General features: G+C 70.1%; 19 protein-coding genes and 1 tRNA gene. 11 read left to right on the plus strand and 9 right to left on the minus strand.

Annotation, left to right across the window (positions count from 1 at the left end):
• Nucleotides 1–15: 15 nt before the first annotated feature.
• A complete protein-coding gene (locus ACZ6Z4_RS37965) occupies nucleotides 16–525 on the plus strand; it encodes a hypothetical protein (RefSeq protein ID WP_465577087.1) in 510 nt (169 codons plus the stop codon).
• Between the two features lie 1,320 nt (nucleotides 526–1,845).
• Here ACZ6Z4_RS37965 and ACZ6Z4_RS37970 read toward each other — a convergent pair.
• The 3 genes from ACZ6Z4_RS37970 to ACZ6Z4_RS37980 form a co-directional block, all read right to left on the minus strand.
• Nucleotides 1,846–3,219 carry a TrpB-like pyridoxal phosphate-dependent enzyme gene (locus ACZ6Z4_RS37970; RefSeq protein WP_465577090.1) on the minus strand — a complete coding sequence of 458 codons (1,374 nt, stop codon included), beginning with the start codon at nucleotides 3,217–3,219 and terminating at the stop codon, nucleotides 1,846–1,848.
• 194 nt (nucleotides 3,220–3,413) lie between these two features.
• Nucleotides 3,414–4,445 carry an adenosine deaminase gene (locus ACZ6Z4_RS37975; protein ID WP_465577093.1) on the minus strand — a complete coding sequence of 344 codons (1,032 nt, stop codon included), beginning with the start codon at nucleotides 4,443–4,445 and terminating at the stop codon, nucleotides 3,414–3,416.
• A 413-nt stretch (nucleotides 4,446–4,858) separates the two neighbouring features.
• The gene (locus ACZ6Z4_RS37980; protein ID WP_465577096.1) at nucleotides 4,859–6,052 is read right to left on the minus strand and encodes a pyridoxal phosphate-dependent aminotransferase; all 1,194 of its coding nucleotides are present in this window, start codon (nucleotides 6,050–6,052) and stop codon (nucleotides 4,859–4,861) included.
• Nucleotides 6,053–6,344: 292 nt separating this feature from the next.
• Here ACZ6Z4_RS37980 and ACZ6Z4_RS37985 point away from each other — a divergent pair.
• The 5 genes from ACZ6Z4_RS37985 (at nucleotide 6,345) to rplA (ending at nucleotide 9,187) form a co-directional block, all read left to right on the plus strand.
• A tRNA-Trp gene (locus ACZ6Z4_RS37985) sits at nucleotides 6,345–6,417 on the plus strand.
• A gap of 55 nt (nucleotides 6,418–6,472) precedes the next feature.
• Complete coding sequence (gene secE / locus ACZ6Z4_RS37990) at nucleotides 6,473–6,715, plus strand: preprotein translocase subunit SecE (protein ID WP_145802759.1); 243 nt, start codon at nucleotides 6,473–6,475, stop codon at nucleotides 6,713–6,715.
• 353 nt (nucleotides 6,716–7,068) lie between these two features.
• The gene (gene nusG, locus ACZ6Z4_RS37995) at nucleotides 7,069–7,923 is read left to right on the plus strand and encodes a transcription termination/antitermination protein NusG (RefSeq protein ID WP_465577553.1); all 855 of its coding nucleotides are present in this window, start codon (nucleotides 7,069–7,071) and stop codon (nucleotides 7,921–7,923) included.
• A gap of 9 nt (nucleotides 7,924–7,932) precedes the next feature.
• On the plus strand, nucleotides 7,933–8,364 hold the full coding sequence (rplK, locus tag ACZ6Z4_RS38000; RefSeq protein WP_184798850.1) for a 50S ribosomal protein L11: 432 nt from the start codon (nucleotides 7,933–7,935) through the stop codon (nucleotides 8,362–8,364).
• A gap of 100 nt (nucleotides 8,365–8,464) precedes the next feature.
• The gene (gene rplA / locus ACZ6Z4_RS38005) at nucleotides 8,465–9,187 is read left to right on the plus strand and encodes a 50S ribosomal protein L1 (protein ID WP_363672514.1); all 723 of its coding nucleotides are present in this window, start codon (nucleotides 8,465–8,467) and stop codon (nucleotides 9,185–9,187) included.
• A gap of 76 nt (nucleotides 9,188–9,263) precedes the next feature.
• Here the strand turns inward: rplA and ACZ6Z4_RS38010 are convergent, their stop codons facing one another.
• Both ACZ6Z4_RS38010 and ACZ6Z4_RS38015 read right to left on the minus strand, forming a co-directional pair.
• Nucleotides 9,264–10,109 carry a methionyl-tRNA formyltransferase gene (locus ACZ6Z4_RS38010; protein WP_465577101.1) on the minus strand — a complete coding sequence of 282 codons (846 nt, stop codon included), beginning with the start codon at nucleotides 10,107–10,109 and terminating at the stop codon, nucleotides 9,264–9,266.
• An 18-nt stretch (nucleotides 10,110–10,127) separates the two neighbouring features.
• Entirely contained in the window at nucleotides 10,128–11,186 is a 1,059-nt protein-coding gene (locus ACZ6Z4_RS38015) for an alpha-hydroxy acid oxidase (RefSeq protein WP_465577104.1), read from the minus strand.
• A 215-nt stretch (nucleotides 11,187–11,401) separates the two neighbouring features.
• Between ACZ6Z4_RS38015 and srmL the strand changes: the two genes are divergently transcribed.
• Entirely contained in the window at nucleotides 11,402–12,514 is a 1,113-nt protein-coding gene (gene srmL, locus ACZ6Z4_RS38020; protein ID WP_465577108.1) for a PheS-related mystery ligase SrmL, read from the plus strand.
• A gap of 21 nt (nucleotides 12,515–12,535) precedes the next feature.
• Here the strand turns inward: srmL and ACZ6Z4_RS38025 are convergent, their stop codons facing one another.
• The 4 genes from ACZ6Z4_RS38025 to ACZ6Z4_RS38040 all read right to left on the minus strand — a co-directional run bounded on the left by ACZ6Z4_RS38025 (nucleotide 12,536) and on the right by ACZ6Z4_RS38040 (nucleotide 17,633).
• Nucleotides 12,536–13,924: a GntP family permease gene (locus ACZ6Z4_RS38025; protein WP_465577110.1), complete on the minus strand. Its 1,389-nt coding sequence runs from the start codon at nucleotides 13,922–13,924 to the stop codon at nucleotides 12,536–12,538.
• A gap of 61 nt (nucleotides 13,925–13,985) precedes the next feature.
• The gene (locus ACZ6Z4_RS38030; RefSeq protein ID WP_465577115.1) at nucleotides 13,986–14,615 is read right to left on the minus strand and encodes a bifunctional 4-hydroxy-2-oxoglutarate aldolase/2-dehydro-3-deoxy-phosphogluconate aldolase; all 630 of its coding nucleotides are present in this window, start codon (nucleotides 14,613–14,615) and stop codon (nucleotides 13,986–13,988) included.
• 76 nt (nucleotides 14,616–14,691) lie between these two features.
• The gene (locus ACZ6Z4_RS38035; protein ID WP_465577117.1) at nucleotides 14,692–16,326 is read right to left on the minus strand and encodes an N-acyl-D-amino-acid deacylase family protein; all 1,635 of its coding nucleotides are present in this window, start codon (nucleotides 16,324–16,326) and stop codon (nucleotides 14,692–14,694) included.
• On the minus strand, nucleotides 16,326–17,633 hold the full coding sequence (locus ACZ6Z4_RS38040; RefSeq protein WP_465577121.1) for a type III PLP-dependent enzyme domain-containing protein: 1,308 nt from the start codon (nucleotides 17,631–17,633) through the stop codon (nucleotides 16,326–16,328). The genes ACZ6Z4_RS38035 and ACZ6Z4_RS38040 overlap by 1 nt, the downstream gene beginning before the upstream one ends.
• A gap of 112 nt (nucleotides 17,634–17,745) precedes the next feature.
• Here ACZ6Z4_RS38040 and ACZ6Z4_RS38045 point away from each other — a divergent pair, with 112 nt between their 5' ends.
• From ACZ6Z4_RS38045 to ACZ6Z4_RS38060, 4 genes are read left to right on the plus strand one after another with little or no spacing between them, the layout of a single operon-like run.
• Nucleotides 17,746–18,741 carry a sugar kinase gene (locus ACZ6Z4_RS38045; RefSeq protein ID WP_465577126.1) on the plus strand — a complete coding sequence of 332 codons (996 nt, stop codon included), beginning with the start codon at nucleotides 17,746–17,748 and terminating at the stop codon, nucleotides 18,739–18,741.
• On the plus strand, nucleotides 18,738–19,472 hold the full coding sequence (locus ACZ6Z4_RS38050) for an IclR family transcriptional regulator (RefSeq protein WP_465577131.1): 735 nt from the start codon (nucleotides 18,738–18,740) through the stop codon (nucleotides 19,470–19,472). The genes ACZ6Z4_RS38045 and ACZ6Z4_RS38050 overlap by 4 nt, the downstream gene beginning before the upstream one ends.
• Nucleotides 19,473–19,482: 10 nt before the next feature.
• The gene (locus ACZ6Z4_RS38055; RefSeq protein WP_465577134.1) at nucleotides 19,483–19,884 is read left to right on the plus strand and encodes a RidA family protein; all 402 of its coding nucleotides are present in this window, start codon (nucleotides 19,483–19,485) and stop codon (nucleotides 19,882–19,884) included.
• Between the two features lie 28 nt (nucleotides 19,885–19,912).
• Nucleotides 19,913–21,100, plus strand: a complete 1,188-nt coding sequence (locus ACZ6Z4_RS38060; RefSeq protein WP_465577137.1) for an MFS transporter — start codon at nucleotides 19,913–19,915, stop codon at nucleotides 21,098–21,100.
• The last annotated feature ends 192 nt before the right edge of the window (nucleotides 21,101–21,292 follow it).

The raw sequence follows: 21,292 nt of genomic DNA on the forward strand, positions 1-21,292 counted from the left end.
GCTAGGGTGGAACGCGTGCCGGAGGAAGCGATCACCACGCTACGGGCCGAGCTGGGCGGATTCGGGCGAGCGGAGGTTGGATTCGCGCTTCTGGAAACGTTCCTTCAGGTCGCAGGTCCCTGGGGAGTCGAGGCGGTCCTCGACGGGCGGCGTCTGTTGCTTCCGGACGAGATGACCGATGACCGAGCCCTGGTCCAAGGTCTCATCGAGCAGTCGAACACCTGGCCGGTCGAGAAGTGGGGACCTTTCACCGTTCACGAGCGGCGGTTCGACCTCGACGACGACCAGGCCCGGTGGGACTACACACGCCTCGCCTACTGTTCGTCGGCCGCCACCGTCTGGAGCCGAGGCCGCAACACGACGTACTTCGAGGTCGTCGACCACCACCGCGCGACGTACTGGCTTCCCACCAGTCTCAAGGACCAGTACTTCGCCACCCTCGAAGCCAAACGCTGGCAGATCCCGTCCGACTGGCTCACTGCAGTCCCCAAACAGCCCAAGCCGTGGTGGAAACGCGGCCGCTGAACCGGGTACGCCGGACGGCCGCGCGACCGCTGCAACGCTGAGCTGGGCATGCCGGACGCCCGACCGCTGCACCGGGGAGGCCGGACGCCCGACCGCTGCAACCACGTGACCGGATGCACCACCGCGAGGCACGCGCCACCGCTGGTGCGCGCATGAGGCGCGAGGTACGCGCCAGCACGAGGGGTGTGGCACCGCGGGGCACGCACCAGTACGAGGAGTGTGGCACCGCGGGGCACCCATCAGCCCAAGCGCACGGCAGCGCGACGCACGCAGCACCGCGAGATACGCGCGTCCCCGCCCGTGGCATCTGTACGGCCACGCGTGTGAGCGGGGCGCGCACCAGCGCAAGGTACGCATCAGCGCGAGGTGCACACCAGCGCGAGGTACGCACCAGTGCGAGGCACGCGCCAGCGCAAGGCGCGCGCAGCGCGACGGACGCAGCACCGCGGGTACGGGTGTCCCCGCCCGTAGCATCAGCACGGTCACACGTGCGAGCGCGAGGTAGGCACCAGTGCGAGGGGTCCGGCACCGCGGGGCACGCACCAGCCCAAGGCGAACGGCAGCGCGAGGTACGCCGCACCGCGGGGTACGCGCGTCCCCGCCCGTGGCATCAGCACGGTCACGCGTGCGAGCGCGGTGTGCGCAGCAGTGCGGTGCGCGCAGCAGTGCGAGGCGCGCAGTACTGCGAGGCGCGCAGTACTGCGAGGTACGCGCGTCCCCGCCTGTGGCGTCAGCACGGTCACGTGTGCGAAGCGCGGGTGCGCGTACCAGCGCGAGGGGTGCAGCACCGCGGGGCACGCACCAGCGCAAGGCGCGCAGCAGCGCGACGGACGCAGCACCGCGGGGTACGAGCGTCCCCGCCTGTGGCATCAGCACGGTCACGCGTGCGAGCGCGAGGTACGCACCAGCGCGAAAGGTCCGGCACCGCGGTGCACGCACCAGCGCGAGGGGTGCGCACCGCGGGGCACGCGTCAGCGCAGGGCGCACGGCAGCGCGACGGACGCAGCACCGCGAGGCATGCGCGTCCCGCCCGTGGCATCAGCACGGTCACGCGTGCGAGCGGGTGCGCGCACCTCGCGAGGGGTGCGGCACCGCGGGGCGCGACCAGTGCGAGGGGTGCACCGCAGCCGGGCACCCACAGCGCGATGCGCGCAGCAGCGCGAGGCGCGCAGTACTGCAAGGCGCGCAGTACTGCGAGGTACGCGCGTCGCCGCCTGTGGCACCAGCACGGTCGCGTGTGCGGGAACAGGCTTGATGTTAGGGGAGTCGTTGGGGCGGCTGGAGCCCGGCCGTTCTCGGGGACGGCCGGGCCGGGTGGGGTCAGTTGACGGCTGGGAGTTTTTCCAGGGCTGCGGCTACTGAGGCTTGGAGGTCGGCGTCGTTCCAGGAGCGGTCGGTAATGGTGCCGGCCAGGTAGGAGTCGTAGGCAGCCAGGTCTAGGTGGCCGTGGCCGCAGAGGGCGGTGAGGATGACTTTTTCCTCGCCGGATTCCTTGCAGGCTTGGGCTTCTTCGATGGCGGCGGCCAGGGCGTGGGTGGGTTCGGGGGCGGGGACGATGCCTTCGGTGCGGGCGAAGAGGACGCCTGCGGCGAAGCACTCGGACTGGGGTTTGGCTACGGCTTCGATCTCGCCGGTTTCGTAGAGGTGGCTGATCAGGGGGCTCATGCCGTGGTACCGGAGGCCGCCGGCGTGGATCGGGTCGGGGACGAAGTCGTGGCCGAGGGTGTGCATCTTCATCAGGGGAGTCATGCCGAGGGTGTCGCCGAAGTCGTAGGCGTAGGTGCCCTGGGTGAGGGTGGGGCAGGCGGTGGGCTCGACGGCGCGGACGACGGGGGACTGGCGGCCGGCCCACTTCTCGCGGAGGAAGGGGAAGGCGAGGCCGCCGAAGTTGGAGCCGCCGCCGGTGCAGCCGACGATGACATCCGGGGTCTCGCCGACCATGGCGAGCTGCATGAGGGCTTCTTCGCCGATGATCGTCTGGTGCAGGAGAACGTGGTTGAGGACCGAGCCGAGGGCGTAGTGGACTGACTCGTCCTGGACTGCCATCTCGACTGCTTCGCTGATGGCGATGCCTAGCGAGCCGGTCGAGTTGGGGTCTTCGGCGAGGATCTTGCGGCCGGCCTCGGTGAGGTCCGAAGGGCTGGGGTGGACGGTGGCGCCGAAGACGCCCATCATCGCGCGGCGGTAGGGCTTCTGGTCGTACGACGCACGGACCTGCCAGACCTCGCATTCCAGGCCGTACTGGGCGCAGGCGAACGCCAGCGCGGTGCCCCACTGGCCGGCGCCGGTCTCGGTGGTGAGCTTCCGGATGCCGGCTTTGGCGTTGTAGTACGCCTGGGGGACCGCTGTGTTCGGCTTGTGTGAGCCGGCGGGGGAGACGCCTTCGTACTTGTAGTAGATCCGTGCGGGGGTGTCGAGGGCCTTCTCCAGGCGGTGCGCGCGGTAGAGCGGGCTGGGGCGCCAGAGGCGGTAGACGTCGAGGACCTCGCCGGGGATGTCGACGTACTGGTCCTGGGTGACCTCTTGGAGGATCAGGTCCATCGGGAAGAGCGGAGCCAGGTCCTCGGGGCCCACGGGCTGGCCGGTGCCGGGGTGGAGGACCGGGGGCGGCGGCGCCGGCATGTCGTGCAGCACGTTGTACCACCGGGTCGGCAGCTCGTCCTCGGGCAACAGGATCTTCGTCGGCGTCGTCATGGAGCAAGTCTGGCGCGGGCGGGGGTGGTGGGCAACGAACTGAACCGGACCTTATGGGGCCCTTTTCGGACTTTGATCGTTCGGTTGCTGGTGACGTTGGGGATGACGTCGGCGGGGTGGTTGTGGGCTTGTGCTTCGGCCGGTGAGGTGCCGTGGGGTGCGGGTGGTGCCGAGATAGGCGGGATCGGAGCGCGTCAGTACGTCGTACTGTCGGTGTCCAGCCAGGTGTCGATGTCGGTTAGTAGGGCTTTTTGGGTTTCGGCGGGGGCTGTGGAGGCCAGGACTGAGCCTCGGGCCAGGTCGGCTAGTTCTTCGTCGGTGAAGTTGTGGATGGTGCGGGCGGTTTCGTACTGCTCTGCTAGGCGGGAGCCGAAGAGGAGGGGGTCGTCGGCGCCCAGGGCTATGCGGGCGCCTGCCTCGTAAAGGTGGCGGAGGGGGACGTCTTCGGGGCGTTGGTAGACGCCTAGGGAGACGTTGGAGGCTGGGCAGACCTCGAGGGCTACTTGGGCGTCTACTACTCGTTTGAGGACTTCGGGGTCTTCTACTGAGCGGACGCCGTGGCCGATTCGGCCGGCGCCTAGTTCGTCGAGGCAGGTGCGGACGGTGGAGGGGCCGCAGAGTTCGCCGCCGTGGGGGACTGCTAGGAGGCCGGCGTTGCGGGCTATGCGGAAGGCGGGGGCGAACTCGGAGGTGGTGCCTCGGCGTTCGTCGTTGGAGAGGCCGAAGCCGACCACGCCGCGGCCGACGTACTGGGAGGCCAGGCGGGCGAGGGTGCGGGCGTCAAGGGGGTGGCGGGTGCGGTTGGCGGCGATCACCACCTGTACGTCGATGCCCGTCGTCGTGGCCGCGTCGCGGGCGGCGTCGAGGACCAGGTCGGTGAACTCGGTGATGCCGTGGAAGCGGTTCGCGTAGCCGGAGGGGTCGACCTGGATCTCGAGCCAGCGGGAGCCGTCGGCCGCGTCGTCCTCGGCGGCCTCACGGACCAGACGGCGGACGTCGTCCTCGGTGCGCAGGACGGAGCGGGCGATGTCGTAGAGGCGCTGGAAACGGAACCAGCCGCGCTCGTCGGCCGCGGAGAGGTCCGGCGGCCAGTCGGTGCGGAGTGCGTCGGGGAGGCGGACGCCGTGCTTGTCGGCGAGCTCGACCAGGGTGAGGTGACGCATCGACCCGGAGAAGTGCAGATGCAGATGGGTTTTCGGCAGCAGCCGAAGGTCGCGTGGCGCCATCACAGAAGGTTACCGACAGATCGCTCGGGTCAGGAAACCGGGCGGTGTGGGAAGAGCTTGATCGTACGGCGGGGGGCTGGGGCGGGCGGAGATGCGGCCGGGAAGGTTGGCGGGGGTTGAGGTGCCTGCGGCCGGAGAAAAGCGTTGTGGGACGGAGGGCCGCGGAGTGGTGGGGGTGGTGGGCCGGGCTCGATGGGCTGGGGCGGCGTGATGCGGCCGGGGAGGTTGGCGGGGGCTGGGGTCGCGGCGGCCGGAGGAAGGCGGAGTGGGGCGGGGGCCCGGAGGAGGTGGATCGGGCTGCGGGAGGGCGTGGGGCTGAGGGGATGGTGGGCGGGCTGGGGGAGTGGCGGGCGGGCTGTGGAAAAGCGAACGGCCCGCCGGAGCAGGTCCGGCGGGCCGTCGTACAGCTGCGATCAGCTCAGGAGCTTGGCGATTCTGGAGACGCCTTCGGTGAGGTCGGCGTCGCCTAGGGCGTAGGAGAGGCGGAGGTAGCCGGGGGCTCCGAAGGCTTCGCCGGGGACTACGGCGACCTCGGCCTCGTCGAGGATGATCTCGGCGAGTTCGGCGGAGGTGGTGGGGGTGCGGCCGGCGATCTCGCGGCCGAGGACGCCCTTGACGGACGGGTAGGCGTAGAAGGCGCCGGTGGGTTCGGGGCATTCGACGCCGGGGATCTCGTTGAGCATCGAGACCATCAGCTTGCGGCGGCGGTCGAAGGCGACCTTCATCTCGTCGACGGCGCTCAGGTCGCCCTCGAGGGCGGCGATGGCGGCGCGCTGGGCGACGTTGTTGACGTTCGAGGTCTGGTGCGACTGCAGGTTCGTCGCGGCCTTGATGACGTCCTTCGGGCCGATCATCCAGCCGACCCGCCAGCCTGTCATCGCGTAGGTCTTGGCGACGCCGTTCAGGACGACGGTCTGGTCGGCGATCTCCGGCACCGCGACCGGCAGCGAGGTGAACTTGGTGTCGCCGTAGGTCAGGTGCTCGTAGATCTCGTCGGTGATCACCCAGATGCCGTGCTCGAGGGCCCAGCGGCCGATCGCCTCGATCGCCTCGGGGGTGTCGACGGCGCCGGTCGGGTTCGACGGGGAGCAAAACAGCAGCGCCTTGGTCTTCTCCGTGCGGGCCGCCTCCAGCTGCTCGACGGTGACCAGGTAGTTCTGGCTCTCGTCGGCCAGGACCTCGACCGGGACGCCCCCGGCCAGCTGGATCGTCTCCGGGTACGTCGTCCAGTACGGCGCGGGCAGCAGCACCTCGTCGCCCGGGTCGAGCAGCGTCGCGAACGTGTTGTAGACCGCGTGCTTGCCGCCGTTGGTCACCAGGACCTGGGCCGCCTCGATCTCGTAGCCGGAGTCCCGCTTGGTCTTCGCGACGATCGCCTGCTTGAGCTCGGGCAGACCGCCGGCCGGGCTGTAGCGGTGGTTCTTCGGATCGCGGGCGGCCGTGACGGCGGCCTCGACGATGTAGTCGGGCGTCGGGAAGTCCGGTTCGCCGGCGCCGAAGCCGATCACCGGGCGACCGGCCGCCTTGAGCGCCTTCGCCTTGGCGTCGACCGCCAGCGTGGCCGACTCGGAGATTGCACCAATCCGTGCAGAGATGCGGGAAGCCATGCCCCCATCCTGGCACCACCGGTGCGTGGGTGACATCTCGGTATCGCTTGCTGACACCGGCCGGTCCCGGGTGGTAGCCGCCGCGACGGGAACCATCCCGACCCGGGTGGCGTTCAAACCCCTGGAAGGCTGTAAGGTTCTGCTCGCGGTACGGCGCCCGGTGGGGTCGTGGCGGGGTAGGCCTCAGTTCGACCAGGTGGCTTCGACCCCGTACACTCTTCTAGTCCGGGCGTAGATGGCCCTGATCCGGCATGCCCGAGATCAGGTCAGCGGCGTCCGGGAGAGATTGCAGAGGGCACTAGCTCAACTGGCAGAGCATCGGTCTCCAAAACCGAAGGTTGGGGGTTCAAGTCCCTCGTGCCCTGCAACTCCTGACCGGCGCAGGGCCGGTCAGGCCGCCGCTAGCGAAAGAGGTAGGTCGTGACGGAGACGCGCACCCCGGCACCGTCCGGCGCCGGCAAGCCTGCGGAAGGCAAGTCGGGAAACCGGCTGCTGCGTTTCTACCGCCAGGTGGTCGCCGAGCTCCGCAAGGTCGTCTGGCCGACGCGCAAGCAGCTCTCCACCTACTTCGTGGTCGTGCTGACCTTCGTGGTGTTCGTCATCGCGATCGTGTCGGTGCTCGACCTCGCCTTCGGCTGGGCGATGTTCAAGATCTTCGGCTGACCGCCCGCGCCGCAGCGATCCACCGGCGCGCGGTCCCCAGGTGACCGGCGCAGACAACACCCGATGCAGAGATGACGGAGTACAACGTGTCCGAGCGTGACGACGAGGTCCTCGACGATTTCGAGGACGACTTCGACTTGTCCGCTGACGCCGACGACGATGACGACGTCGACCTGGATCTCGACCTGGACCTCGACGACGACGATGACGACGTCGAGCTGTCCGACGACGATGACGACGACCCGTTCGCCGACGTCGACGACGACAAGGCCGAGGCCGAGTACGCCGCCGACGACGACGCCGAGGACGGCGACGCCGACGAGGACGACTCCGACGACGAGCCGGTCGTGATCGTGGCCGCCGACGACGACGCCGAAGACGCCGAGGTGGTCACCGCCGCCGACGTCGACGACGCCGCGGAGGAGCTGGCCGAGGAGACCGCCGAGGTCGCGCCGGACGACACCGAGGAAGAGGTCGAGGACGACGCGGTCGTCTTCTCCGCCGGTGCCGACGATGACGACGCCGACGAGGACGAGGACGACGACGCCACCGGCGAGGCCGCGGAAGAGGCCGAGCCGGAGGAGCCGGGCGACCCGCTCGAGGAGCTGCGCGCCACGCTGCGCTCGCAGATCGGCGACTGGTACGTGGTGCACACGTACTCGGGGATGGAGAACCGGGTCAAGTCGAACCTGGAGAACCGGATCACCTCCCTGAACATGGAGGACTACATCTTCGAGATCGTCGTGCCGACCGAAGAGGTCGCCGAGATCAAGAACGGGCAGCGCCGGATGGTGAAGCGCACCGTGCTCCCCGGCTACGTGCTGGTCCGGATGGACCTGACCGACGAGTCCTGGTCGACCGTGCGGCACACGCCGTCGGTGACCGGTTTCGTCGGGAACAGCCAGAAGCCCGTACCGCTCAGCCTCGAAGAGGTCGAGAAGATGCTCGCTCCGGCCGTCGTGGCGGCGGCCGAGGCGGCGGCGGCCGAGACCGGCGCCGCACCGACGAAGACCGCGGCCAAGAAGAAGGTCGAGGTCGCCGACTTCGGTGTGGGCGACTCGGTCATGGTCGTCGACGGGCCGTTCGCGACCCTGCACGCCACGATCACGGAGATCAATGCCGACGCCCAGCGGATCAAGGCGCTGGTGGAGATCTTCGGCCGGGAGACCCCGGTGGAACTCAGCTTCAGCCAGATCCAGAAAGTCTAAGGACCCGAAATGCCTCCCAAGAAGAAGATCGCTGCCCTGGTCAAGGTGCAGCTGCAGGCCGGTGCCGCGACGCCGGCACCGCCGGTCGGTACCGCTCTCGGTCCGCACGGCGTCAACATCATGGAGTTCTGCAAGGCGTACAACGCCCAGACAGAGTCCATGCGTGGCAACGTCGTACCGGTCGAGATCACCATCTACGAAGACCGTTCCTTCACCTTCGTCACCAAGACGCCGCCGGCGCCGGAGATGATCAAGAAGGCCGCCGGTCTGCAGAAGGGCTCGCCGGTCCCGCACAAGGAGAAGGTCGGCAAGATCACCAAGGACCAGGTCCGGGAGATCGCCACCACCAAGATGCCGGACCTGAACGCCCGCGACATCGACGCCGCGATGAAGATCATCGAGGGCACCGCGCGCTCGATGGGCGTCACGGTCGACAAGTAGCACCTCAAAACCACAGCAGGTGTGGGAAGGGCAGCGACAGCTGTCCGCGACCACCACAACGGACGACGAGCAAGCCGTCCGGCACACAGGAGAAAACGTAATGGCACAGCGCAGCAAGGCGTACCGCACGATCGCGGAGAAGATCGACTTCGATCACCTGTACAGCCCGCTCGAGGCGATCAAGCTCGCCAAGGAAGCGGCCGGCAGCAAGAAGTTCAACTCGACGGTCGACGTCGCGATGCGGCTCGGGGTCGACCCCCGCAAGGCCGACCAGATGGTGCGCGGCACCGTCAACCTTCCGCACGGTACCGGCAAGACGGCACGGGTCCTCGTCTTCGCCACCGGTGAGAAGGCCGAGCAGGCCAAGGCGGCCGGCGCCGACTTCGTCGGCGACGACGACATGATCAAGAAGGTGACCGACGGCTGGCTGGACTTCGACGCCGTCGTCGCCACCCCCGACCTGATGGGCAAGGTCGGCCGGCTGGGCCGCGTGCTCGGACCGCGTGGTCTGATGCCGAACCCGAAGACCGGCACGGTCACCCCGGACGTGACGAAGGCTGTCACCGACATCAAGGGCGGCAAGATCGAGTTCCGGGTCGACCGGCACGCGAACCTGCACTTCATCATCGGCAAGGCGTCGTTCGACGAGGCCCAGCTGGTGGAGAACTACAGCGCCGCGCTGGAGGAGATTCTCCGGCTGAAGCCCTCCAGCTCCAAGGGGCGCTACATCAAGAAGACCGTCTTCTCGACCACGATGGGTCCGGGCGTCCAGGTGGACCCCAACGTCACCCGCAACATGCTGGGCGAGGACGACAACGCCTGAGCTTCGGCTCACCTGTAGCACCCGAAAGGCCCCGGTCGACCGACCGGGGCCTTTCACTGTTCAACACCGCGCCGTCTCAGACCCGCGCCGCCGTCAGGCGGAGCGCGGCGTCGGCGGTCCGGACGGTGAAACCGTCGTGATGGGTCGCGACGATGCTGCCCGGCGCACCGGCCCTGGCCTCGGTCGGCTCGGTCCGGGCGACCAGGTACTCGGCGCCCTCGAGGCGGACCCGGGCCATCACCGCGGTGATGTTGAGCGCCGCGGCCTTCCGGCGTACGACGGCCGACGGCTCGGTCAGGTCGAGCACGTACTCCTCCGGCGTGAACCGCGGCGCCTCCGTCACCTTCGCCGGGTCCTGCGGCTCGCCGCGGTCACCGGCGACGGCCCGCGGAACGGCCTCGTCGAGGCAGGACGTGAGCAGCGTCCGCCAGCACTCCATCAGCGGGCCGCCGTTCAGGTCAGCCGGCAGCGGCATCGAGCGCTGCGCGAGCACCGCGCCGGTGTCGAAACCGGGCTCGGTCCGGTGCACGCTCGCGGCGACCTCGTCGGAGCCCTCGTAGATCAGCCGCTGCGGGTTCGGGCCGCGGCCGATCGGCAGCGGCGACGGGTGGCAGTTCAGTGCGCCGTACCGCGGGACCTTCAGCACCTCGTCGGGGATCAGCCGGGGGAACGCGGCGGAGATCACGAGGTCGGGCTCCATCGCCTCGATCACCGGCGCGGCGACCGCGCGCAGCTTGTTCGTCACCAGCACGTTCAGCTCCGCGGGCACGCTGGCGATCAGCGGCGGGGCGGTCGGGTCGTAGCGCTCGCCGCCGACCGGCAGCGTGACGAGCAGGACGATCTCGTGGCCGTTGCGGGCGGCCCATTCGGAGACGACGCGGTACCCGGCCTGGAAGGTGTTCAGGGTGACGATTCGGAGCATGGTCACATCGTTGCACCGTCAGTGATCGGCGCCCGGAACGCGGCAAGAACTCGCCGCCGCGACCAGGTCGGGTGTGACCGCGGCCGGAGTGGGCACGCCGGCCAGGGCGAGGGCGTGCGCCAGTTCGTCGTACAGGTCGGTGAGGAGGCGGGTGACGCCGGGGGAGCTGCCGACGGACAGGGCCCAGAGCGCCGGGCGGCCGACGAAGACGGCGCGGGCGCCGAGCGCGAGCGCGGCCAGGACGTGCTCGCCGCGGCGGATGCCGCCGTCGACATAGACCTCGGTGCCTGGGACAGCCTGGACGACCTCGGGCAGCGCGTACGCCGTGGCGACCGCGCCGTCGAGCTGGCGGCCGCCGTGATTCGAGACGATCAGGCCGGCCGCGCCCGCGTCGACGCAACGCCGGGCGTCGTCACCGCGCAGAATGCCCTTCACCACCACGGGCAGATTGGTGTGTTCGTGCAGCCAGCCGATCACGTCCGGCGTCAGGTCGTCGGCCTTGGCCAGGTCGTCGTCGGAGTACGCCGACTCGTCGACGTTCGCGCGCAGATGCCCGGGCTGCACGACCTCCCACACCGTCGGCCCGTCGTCCTCCTTGCGGCCGACGACCGGTGTGTCAGCAGTCAGTACGACGGCCCGCGCACCCGCGGCCACCGCCGCGTCGAGCATCTGCCGGGTGTAGTCGCGGTTGCGGGTCACGTAGATCTGCAGCCACCACGGCGCTCCGGCCGCGGCGATCTCGGCGTACGTCGTACCGGCGTTGCTGGAGACGCCGAGCACCGACCCGGCCGCTGCTACTCCGGCCGACATCGCCGCCTCGCCGTCGGGATCGGCCTGCCGCTGCAGGGTTGTCGGCGCGACCAGGACCGGACCGGCGACCGGAGTGCCGAGCACTGTCGTCGCCGTGCTGATCGAGGACACGTCGGTCAGCACTCGCGGCCGGAACCGGTACGACGACCAGGCGGCGACCGCCTCGCCGACGCTGACGCCGCCGGCCGAGCCCTGCCGGAAGTACCGGTGCACCGCCTCGGGCAGCTTCTCCGCCGCGGCCGCTTCCAACCCGTCGATCCATCGCATGCCCCCGATCCTCGCACCCTGGGGATATCCGCGGGTGGGTTTTCCAGCGGCCCGGTAGAGTAGAGGCATGCAGCAGCACGGGCAGCGATTTCCGCGCCCCGGCCGGCACAGCGGTGCCGTCGGGGTGGGCCGCTGCTGCGCTCTCTCCCTGAGGTGACCGCGGCCGGTCGGGGTGTGTGGTTTCCCCCGGACCTGCTCATCTCAGGAGATTCATCATGGCTGTCCTCACCACCTCTGAACTGCACGCTGCCCTCGCCCTGCGCGACCTCGCCGACCCGGCTCAGGGTCCGCACGCGATCCAGCTGATCGTCGACGCGCTCCGCGTCGCGCTCAACCGGGCCTGGCCGTACACCGAGACCTGGGTCCGGCGCGACCACCCGGTCGTGCCGCTCGCCGACAACTACGACAACCTCGGGTACGCCGCCGACGCGGTCACCCGTGATGCCCGCTACACCCGCTACGCCTCGGACGGCGAGGTGCTGCGCAGCCACACCTCGGCGATGATCCCGCCCGCGCTGCGAGAGCTGGCGCAGTCACAATCGACCGACGTACTGATGATCTGCGCCGGGATCTGCTACCGCCGCGACTCGGTCGACTGGCAGCACACCGGTACGCCGCACCAGCTCGACGTCTGGCGGATCAGCCGTGACGTCGAGCTCGGCGAACCCGAGCTGGAGCAGCTGATCGAACGCCTGGTCAGCACGGTCCTGCCCGGCCGGATGTACCGGACCGTTCCGGCCGTGCACCCGTACACGACGCACGGGCGGCAGATCGACGTCCTGCTCGACAACCAGTGGATCGAGATCGGCGAGTGCGGCGTCGCGGCGCCCGCCGTCCTCAGGCGGGCCGGGCTCGACGAGCGCTGGACCGGGCTCGCGATGGGCCCGGGGCTCGACCGGCTGATGATGCTGCGCAAGGGGATCCGCGACATCCGGTTGCTGCGGTCGACCGATCCGCGGGTCGCCGCGCAGATGCTGGATCTGCAGCCGTACAAGGAGGTCTCGGCGATGCCCGCCGTACGCCGGGACCTCTCGGTCGTCGTCGGTCCGGACACCGATCTGTCTCCGGAGCTGCTCGGGGACCGGGTCCGCGCCGTGCTCGGAGAGGACGCGGCCGAGTCGGTCGAGGTGCTGAGCGAGACGTCGTACGACGAACTCCCGGACGCCGCCCGGCAGCGCCTGCAGCTCGCGCCCGGGCAGCGGAACGCGCTGGTCAGGCTGGTCCTGCGGCCGGTCGACCACACGCTGACCGACGCCGAAGCCAACCAACTCCGCGACCAGGTCTACAAGGAACTGCACGAAGGCCCGGTCGTGGAGCTGATCGGCTGAGCGCCGTGGCGTTGCTCTGGGTCAAATGATGGCCCAGAGCAACGCCGCCATCCCGAAACCGACCAGAGACAAGACGGTTTCCAGGACCGACCAGGTCAGCAGGGTCTCCTTGACGGTCATGTTGAAGTACTTCGCGACGATCCAGAAGCCGCCGTCGTTCACGTGGCTGAGGATGATCGAGCCCGCGCAGATGGCGGCGGCGATCAGCGCCAGGTGGGCTTGCGAGTAGCCGTCGGCGGTGAGCAGCGGGCCGACGATACCGCCGGTGGTGACGATCGCGACCGTCGCCGAGCCCTGCGCGATGCGCAGACCGCAGGAGATGACGTACGCCAGGAGGAGCACCGGGAGACCTGCGCTGGACAGGCTCTTGGCGAGCGCGGCTCCGACGCCGGTGGCCGAGATGACCGCGCCGAAGAAGGCACCGGCGCCGACGACGAGCAGGATCATGCCGACCGGCTTCAGCGAGTTGCTGCTCAGCTCGCTGAACTCGGCGTTGCTCATGCCACGCCGTACGCCGAGCAGGTAGTACGCGAGCAGGACGGCGATCAGCAGTGCGACGGCCGGGTTGCCGAGGAAGGTCAGGACGCTGAGCAGGTCGCGGTCCGGGTCGAGGATCAGCGTGCCGAAGGTGGCGCCGAGGATCAGGATCAGCGGCAGCACGATCACGCTCATCACCAGCGCCAGCGAAGGCTCCGGCCGCGATTCCTCCTCCGGCGCGACGTAGTCGGCCGGAACGCTGACCGGAACACGCGGCGCGATGTAGAGCGGCCAGAGGATGCCCGCGACGGCGAACGCCGGCAGGCCGCAGGCGAGACCGATGATGATCAGCCAGCCCATGTCGACGTGCAGCAGCCCGGCGACCGCGGTCGGGCCGGGGTGCGGTGGCAGGAACGCGTGCGTCATCGACAGGCCCGCGAGGACCGGGAGCGCGTAGAGGACCAGCGACTTGCCGCCGCGCTTGGCCGCGACGTACACGAGCGGGGCGAGCACGAAGATGCCGATGTCGAAGAAGACCGGGATGCCGAAGATCAGGCCGACCAGGCCCATCGCGACCGGCGTCCCCTTCGGGCCGAACAGCTTCAGCAGGCGACGACTCAGCACGTCGGCACCGCCGGAGCGTTCGAGCAGCGCGCCGAGCACCGTGCCGAGGCCGATGATCACCGCGATGTGGCCGAGGATGCCGCCGAAGCCCTTCTCCAGCAGCGAGTCGCTGGACTTCAGCGCCGTACCGACGATCGTGCGGACGTTCAGCCCGGCCGCCAGGGCCAGGAACAGGCTGGTGGCGAGCAGCGAGATGAACGGTTCGAGCTTGACCTTGATGATCAGGAACAGCAGCAGCGCGATCGCTACCACGCACAGCAGCAGCAACCCGGGGGTGCTGGTGTGCAACCAGTCGATGGCTCCGGACATGGGGGACTCCGAGGGGTGGGGAGGGACCGCGGTCGGGACTACCGCGGTACGGGCACTGCGGTCAGCTCAGAGCTGCACAGAAGGACTTCGCCTTCGCGGTGATGTCGGACCAGTTGCCGGCCGCGACGTCGGCGGGGGAGACGACGTCGGTGCCGGCGCTCACCGCGAGCGCGCCGGCGTCGAGGAACGCGCGCGCGTTCGCCGAGTTGACGCCGCCGGACGGGACCAGCGGTACGCCGGGGAACGGGCCGTTCAGGTCCTTCAGGTACTTCGGGCCGAACTGGTGGGCCGGGAAGATCTTCACCGCGTCCGCGCCGAGCGCGATCGCGGTCATCACCTCCGACGGGGTGAGCGAGCCGAGCACGATCGGTACGCCGGCGTCGTGCGCGGCGGCGACGATCGCGGCGGCCTCGGGGCCCTGGCCGGGAGTGACCAGGAACTTGGCGCCTGCATCGACCGCTGTACGGGCCTGGGCCTCGGTCTGCACGGTGCCGGCGCCGACGACCGCGCCGGTGTCGCCGGAGGCGGCGCGCTCGAGGTGCTTGGGGAGGTCGGGGGTGGTGAAGGTGAGCTCGATGACGTGGATGCCGCCGGCAACGAGCGCCGAGCAGAGATCGCGGGCGTCGGTGATCTCGGGGGCGCGGACGACGCTCAGCACGCGGTCGGCGCGGAGGAGGTCGAGGGTGGTCATGCGGATCCTTTCGTGGGGGTGGGGCGGAGATCCGTCGGGGAGACAGGTGGAGGCGGGGGCTGGTACTTGGGTGGCGTCAGGGAGCGCGGCGGATTGCTCGGCCGGGGAGGGCGTCCGTTCGTGCGCCGTTCTCGATGACGGGGACTCCGGCGACAAAGACCCAGGGAATGCCTTCGGCTTGCTGGCGGGGTCCGGCGAACGTCGCGGTGTCCTTGACCGTCTTCGGATCGAACAGGACCAGATCGGCGTGGTACCCCTCGCGGATCAGGCCGCGATCGGTCAGACCGAGCCGGCGCGCCGGGCGGCCGGTGAGGTGGTGGACGCAGTCGGCGAGGTCGAGGACGCCGAGCTCGCGGACGTAGTGGGCCAGGTAGCGCGGGAAGGTGCCCCAGGCGCGCGGGTGCGGTTTGCCGCCGACCAGGATCGCGTCCGAACCACCGGTGTGCGTCGGGTGCTGCATGATCGCCTGCACGTTCTCCTCGTGGCCGACGTGCTGGAGGATCGTGGTCGCCAGGTTGTCGCGGATCAGGAGGTCGAAGAAGACCACCGCCGGTGGCTTGTCGATCCCGGCCGCGATCTCGGCGACGGTGTTGCCGACGGCACCGGAGAGCGTCGGGTTCTTCACGCCGCCGATCTCGATCGTCTGCCAGTCGGTGACGCAGCCGTGGCAGCCGTCGGTGCCGACCTGCTCCAGCTCGTGGGTGATCCGGGCGCGGTCGTCGTCGTTCTGGAGTCTGGCGAGCAGCGCGTCGGGGCCGCCCTCGGCGGTCCAGCTCGGCAGGATCGCGGCCAGGGTGGTTGCCCCGGGCAAGTACGGGTAGGTGTCGGTGGTGATGTCGACGCCCTGGGCGAGGCCGTCGTCGATCATCGCCAGCAGGTCGACGCCGCGGCCGCGGTTGGGCTCGAAGTTCATCGTCGCGTGGGTGAGGTGGAGGGCGCAGCCGGAACGCTTCGCGACGTCGATCATCTCGGCGTACGCGTCGAGGGCGCCCTTGCCGTACGAGCGCTGGTGCGGGCTGTAGTAGCCGCCGTACTCGGCGACGACCTGGCACAGCTCGACCAGTTCCTCGGTGGTGGCGAACATGCCGGGGGTGTAGGTGAGGCCGCTGCTCATGCCGACGGCGCCTTGCTGGAGGCCTTCGGCGAGGAGGCGCTTCATCTCGGTCAGCTCGGCGGGGGTCGCGGGGCGGTTCTCGGTGCCGACGACCATCATCCGGAGGGTGCCCTGGGGGACCAGGTACGCCGCGTTGCAGGCGATGCCCTGGTCGAGGCGGGCGAGATAGCCCTCGACGGAGTCCCAGGAGAAGTCGAAGTCGTCGGGCTCGCCGTTCCAGCCGGCGATCTGGCGGCGGACGGCGGTGCGCGTCGGTGCGTCGATCGGGGCGAAGGAGAGGCCGTCCTGGCCGAGCACCTCCAGCGTCACTCCCTGGCTGACCTTCGCGGTGTGGTCGGGGTTGGCGAGGATCTGCAGGTCGGAGTGAGCGTGCATGTCGATGAAACCGGGGGAAAGCACCAGCCCAGAAGCATCGATCGCCCGCCCGCGGCCCTGCGGGCCGCGGGCGGGGGGAGGGGAAGGGGCGGTGGCCCCGGGGCCCTCGCCTTCGGCTGGGCGCGGGGTGATCGTGGCGATCCGGCCGGCCTCGATCTGCACGTCTGCGGCATAGGCGGGGGCGCCTGTTCCGTCCAGCACCGTGGCGTTGGTGATGTGCATCAGAAGAACGTCCTCACCAGGTCGACCACGACCGGGTCCGCGGCGTCCGGGTCGTCGATGACCGGGATCAGGCCCCACTTGTCGAACGCCGTACAGGGGTGGGAGAGGCCGACCCGGAGCTCGTCGCCGATGACGACCGGTGGTTCGCCTTCGAAGCGGAGGAAGCCGTGCTGGTCGTTGAGCTTGGTGACGGTCAGGCCGGACAGGACGGTGGGGGACTCGCCGGCACTGCGCGGGCGGAGGAGTTGCGGCTCGGGCATGCCCTCGTCGAAGGGGAGGTCTCGTTTGCCGGCGTCGAAGATGGCCAGGCCTGGTTCAGGCTGGGAGGTGACGCGAACCCAGCCGTGCATGGACGGGATCAGGCGGCCGCCGTCGGTGCGCGGCGCGGAGCCGAGGGGCGAGATCTCGCGGTAGTAGCCGTCGTCGTGGGCGATGTACGCGCCGGACCGCAGCACCACCCGCGCACCGGAAGCCGACAACGGCCCCAACACCTTGGCGACCTGCTCGAAGTACGCGCTGCCGCCTGCGCTGACCACCGGAACGATGCCGGCCGGGTAGAGGTCAGCCAAGGCAGCGTGCACGTCGGCGAGGGTCTGCAGGTACGCGCGGACGTGTTCGAGCCCGGCCTCGTCGGCGCCGTGGGCGATGGCTCCCTCGTAACCGGCGACGCCGGCGAGGCGGAGAGTGGAGGACGCGGCGATGGCCTCACCCACGGCGAGGGCTGTCTTCAGGTCCCGCGCGCCGGTGCGGCCTCCAGCGCCACCCATCTCGACCAGTACGTCGAGCGGCCGCGCGTCCGCCCCGACGTGCGCGGCCCGCGCCGCCTCCAGCTGCTCGACCGTCTGCACCGAGTCGGCCCACACCAGCACCTCGAACGCCGGGTCCGCGGCGAGCTCGTCGGCGATCCAGCGCAGCTGCAGCGGGGAGATCACCGCGTTCGCGACCATCACCCGCCGTACGCCGAACGCCCGCGCGACGCCGAGCTGGAACCCGTTGGCCAGCGTGATCGCCCACGCGCCGGCGTCGAGCTGGGCCGCCCAGAGCGCCGGGGCCATCGTGGTCTTGCCGTGCGGCGCGAGCTCGACGCCGTGCTCGGCGCACCAGCGCGCGAGCGTCGCGAGGTTGTGCTCCATTCCCGGGCCGGACAGCGTCAGCAGCGGGGTCGGCAGCTGGGACAGCCGGGGCCGGGCGGCGAGGATCTCGCGGACGGTCCGGCCCCACCACGCCGGGGGCAGCGCCTTGTCCTGCCAGCTGACCGGCTGGTCCGCGAGGGCGGCGACCGCGGCGGCGTCGTAGGAAGCTGTCATCAGCTGATTCCTCCATGATTGCAAGGCGTGCAACGAGCGTTGCGCATTCTGACCACTCGGTTGTAGCATCGCGCCAGAACTCCCGTCAACGGACTGCGAGAGAGGACACCCGATGGTCGACCCGGTGCCCCGCGCGGTCTGTCTCGGCGAGGCGATGATCATGCTCGCCGCCGATACGGGTGCCCCGCTGGAGGATGTCGAGACGTTCCGGCGGTCGGTCGGCGGTGCCGAGTGCAACGTCGCCGGTGGGCTGGCCGCGCTCGGCGTTCCGACCGGCTGGATCTCGCGGCTGGGTGCCGACGGGTTCGGGCGGCACGTGCTGCAGGACCTGCGCGAGCGCGGCGTCGAGGTCGGTGGGGTGGAAGACGATCCGGTGCGGCCGACCGGGCTGTACGTGAAGCACAGCCGGGCGGGGCGGACGCGGATGCACTACTACCGGTCCGGCTCGGCGGCGTCGGCGATGGATCCGGGGTTTCTGGATCGGCCGGCGGTGCGGAACCGACTGGTCGGGGCCGAGTTGGTGCACACGACCGGGATCACCGCCGCGCTGTCCGACGAGACGGCGGCGATGCTGGATCGGCTGGCGGCGCTCCGGGAAACGCTCGGTTTCGTGCTGAGTGTGGATCTGAACTGGCGGCCGGCGTTGTGGCGGGAGAAGGACCCGGCGCCGCTGTGGCGGTTGCTGCGGGCGGCGGACGTGGTGCTGATCGGGGCGGACGAGGCGATGCTGTTCGCGGGGACGAGTGACCCGGACGAGCTGCGCGCCTTGTTGGGGCCTAGGGCAACGATCGTGGTGAAGTCGGACGCGCACGTGGCGACGGCGCTGGAGGCTGATGGTCACCGGACAGAGGTCCCAGCCCTCACCGTCGACGTGGTCGAGCCGGTCGGCGCAGGCGACGCCTTCGCGGCCGGATTCCTCGCCGCCACGCTCGAAGGTCTGCCGATGGAGCAGCGCCTCCGCTCGGGCCATCTCAGCGCGGCTGCCGTCCTGACCGTGCCGGGCGACCACGCGCAGCCGCCGGAGCCGGCGGTACGGCGTACGTTGCTGGAGTGCTCGCCCGACGCCTGGGCGACGACGAGCTTCGGGCCGAGGGGAGTGCTGGTGTGAGTCAGAGTCTGGGCCGTGCCCTGCAGATCCTGGTCAGTCTCGGTGAGGGCGACCGGTCGCTCGACCAGCTGGCGACCGAGCTCGACGTGCACAAGACGACCGTGCTCCGGCTGCTCCGCACGATGGAGGCCGAGCGCTTCGTACGCCGGGACGAGGCGCACCGCTACCGCCTCGGCTCCCGACTCTTCTCGCTCGCCGACGCGTCCCGCGAGCAGCACGTCGTCCGGGACGTCGCCGCGCCGCACCTGCGCACGCTGAACCAGCGGACCGGGCAGACCGTGCACCTGGCGGCGTACGAGAACGGGCAGGTCATCTACATCGACAAGCTCGACAGCGTGCAGTCGGTGCGGATGTACTCGCAGGTCGGCGTCCCGGCGGCGCTGCACTGCACGGCTGTCGGCAAGGTGCTGCTCGCGGCCCAGCCGAAGCGGCAGCGCGAGGCGCTGCTCGCGACCATCGAGTACCACCAGTTCACGCCGAACACGATCACCGGACCGGACCAGCTGCGCGACGAGCTGGACCTGGTCCGGGCACAGGGCTGGTCGCACGACCGGGCCGAGCACGAGTCGTTCATCAACTGCATCGGCGCACCGATCACCGAGCGCTCCGGCCGGGTGGTCGGGGCGGTGTCGATCAGCGTGCCGGACGTCCTGCTGAACTACGACCAGGTCCTGGAGCTGCTCCCGGACCTGCTCACCACCACCGCCGCCATCGGCGCCGACTACTCCTAGAGAGGCTTTCATGTCCGACAAGACCGCCGTGTCCACCACCGACGCCCCCGCCCCGATGCCCGTGTTCTCCCAGGGGGTCCGCAAGGGCAACCTGCTGCAGGTGTCCGGCCAGGGTTCGGTCGACCCGGCGACCGGTCAGTTCGTCAACGAGGGCGACGTGAAGGCGCAGACCATCCGGGTGCTGCAGAACATCGAGGCGATCCTGAAGGCCGGCGGCGCCACCTTCGACGACGTCGTGATGCTGCGCGTCTACCTCACCGAGCGCGAGCTGTTCGCCCCGATGAACGAGGCGTACGCCGAGTTCGTCGGCCCGCGCTGCCCGAGCGGCGTGCTGCCGTCGCGGACCACGGTCTTCACCGGCCTCCCGCTGGAGCCGATGCTGGTCGAGATCGACGCCCTCGCCTCCCTGTAATTCATTCGGGAGTGAAACAATAGGCGGGATGGCAGATCCCGTCAGTCTCTGGAAGATCGCCCCCTCGGTCTACCTGCCGGCGCTGCTCTACGGCATCGGCCAGGGGGCGATCGCTCCCGTGGTCGCACTCTCGGCGCGGGATCTCGGAGCGTCGTTCGCGGTGGCCGGTCTGGTCGTCGCGGCGGCCGGCGTCGGGCAGGTGATCGGCGACATCCCCGCGGGCACGCTGACCACGAAGGTCGGTGAGCGGCGCGCGATGCTGCTGGCGACCGTGCTCGTCTCGGTCGCGCTGGTCGCCTGTCTCGTCGTACCGAACGTGTGGGGTCTCGCGCTCGCGATCGGTGCGACCGGTCTGGCCGGCTCGGTGTGGGGGCTCGCCCGCCAGGCATATCTGAGCGAAGCGGTTCCGCTGGAGCTGCGGGCGAGAGCGCTGTCGACGCTGGGTGGCGTGCAGCGGATCGGGTCCTTCATCGGCCCGTTCCTCGGCGCGTTCGTGATGCGCTTCCTCGGCACCGACGGCGCGTACTGGGTGCATCTCGTCGCCGCCGCGCTGGCGTGCGTCGTCCTGCTCAGTCTCCCCGACATCGAGTCCGTACGCCGCAACCGCCTGGCCCGCCCGGTGGTCGTGCAGTCCACCCGCGCGGTGATCCGCGAGCACTTCCCCGTACTCCGGACGCTCGGCGTCGGCGCGCTGCTGGTCGGCGCGGTCCGGGCGTCGCGTCAGGTGGTGGTCCCGCTGTGGGCCGAGCACATCGGGCTCGATCCGCAGACGACCAGTCTGATCTTCGGCGTCTCGGGCGCCGTCGACATGCTGCTGTTCTATCCGGCCGGCTCGGTGATGGACCGTTTCGGGCGCAAGTGGGTCGCCGTACCGTCGATGACCGTGCTCGGCATCGCGCACCTGCTGCTGCCGCTGACGCACTCGGCGGGCGCGCTGACCGCGGTCGCGCTGCTGATGGGCGTCGGCAACGGGCTCGGCGCCGGGGTGATCATGACGCTGGGCGCCGACGCGTCGCCGCCGGTCGGCCGGGCGCAGTTCCTCGGGGCGTTCCGGCTGTTCGCCGACTCCGGCAGCGCGGGCGGTCCGTTCCTGCTCGCGGCGGTCACCGCGGTGAGCGCGCTCGGCCCGGCTATCGTGGTGATGGGCCTGACCGGAGGCGCTGCCGCACTCGCGATGCGCCGCTGGATTCCACCCCGTCCGCGACCGTCGGAGTAACCGATTTGGTGGGACACGCACGGCCGGTTACCCTTGACACTGCCGAAGACCGCTGGTTGTCGCTTCCGAGCGACTGAAGGTCCCACGAAGGTGGGCGGCCCGCGCAGGTGACTTGGAAGTGTGACAGTACGACGTATGTTCACGCCCTTGCGCCTGCGCAAGGGCGTTTTCGTTTGTGGGTCGGCGGCATGG

The organism is Kribbella sp. NPDC104740 (genome assembly GCF_055583505.1).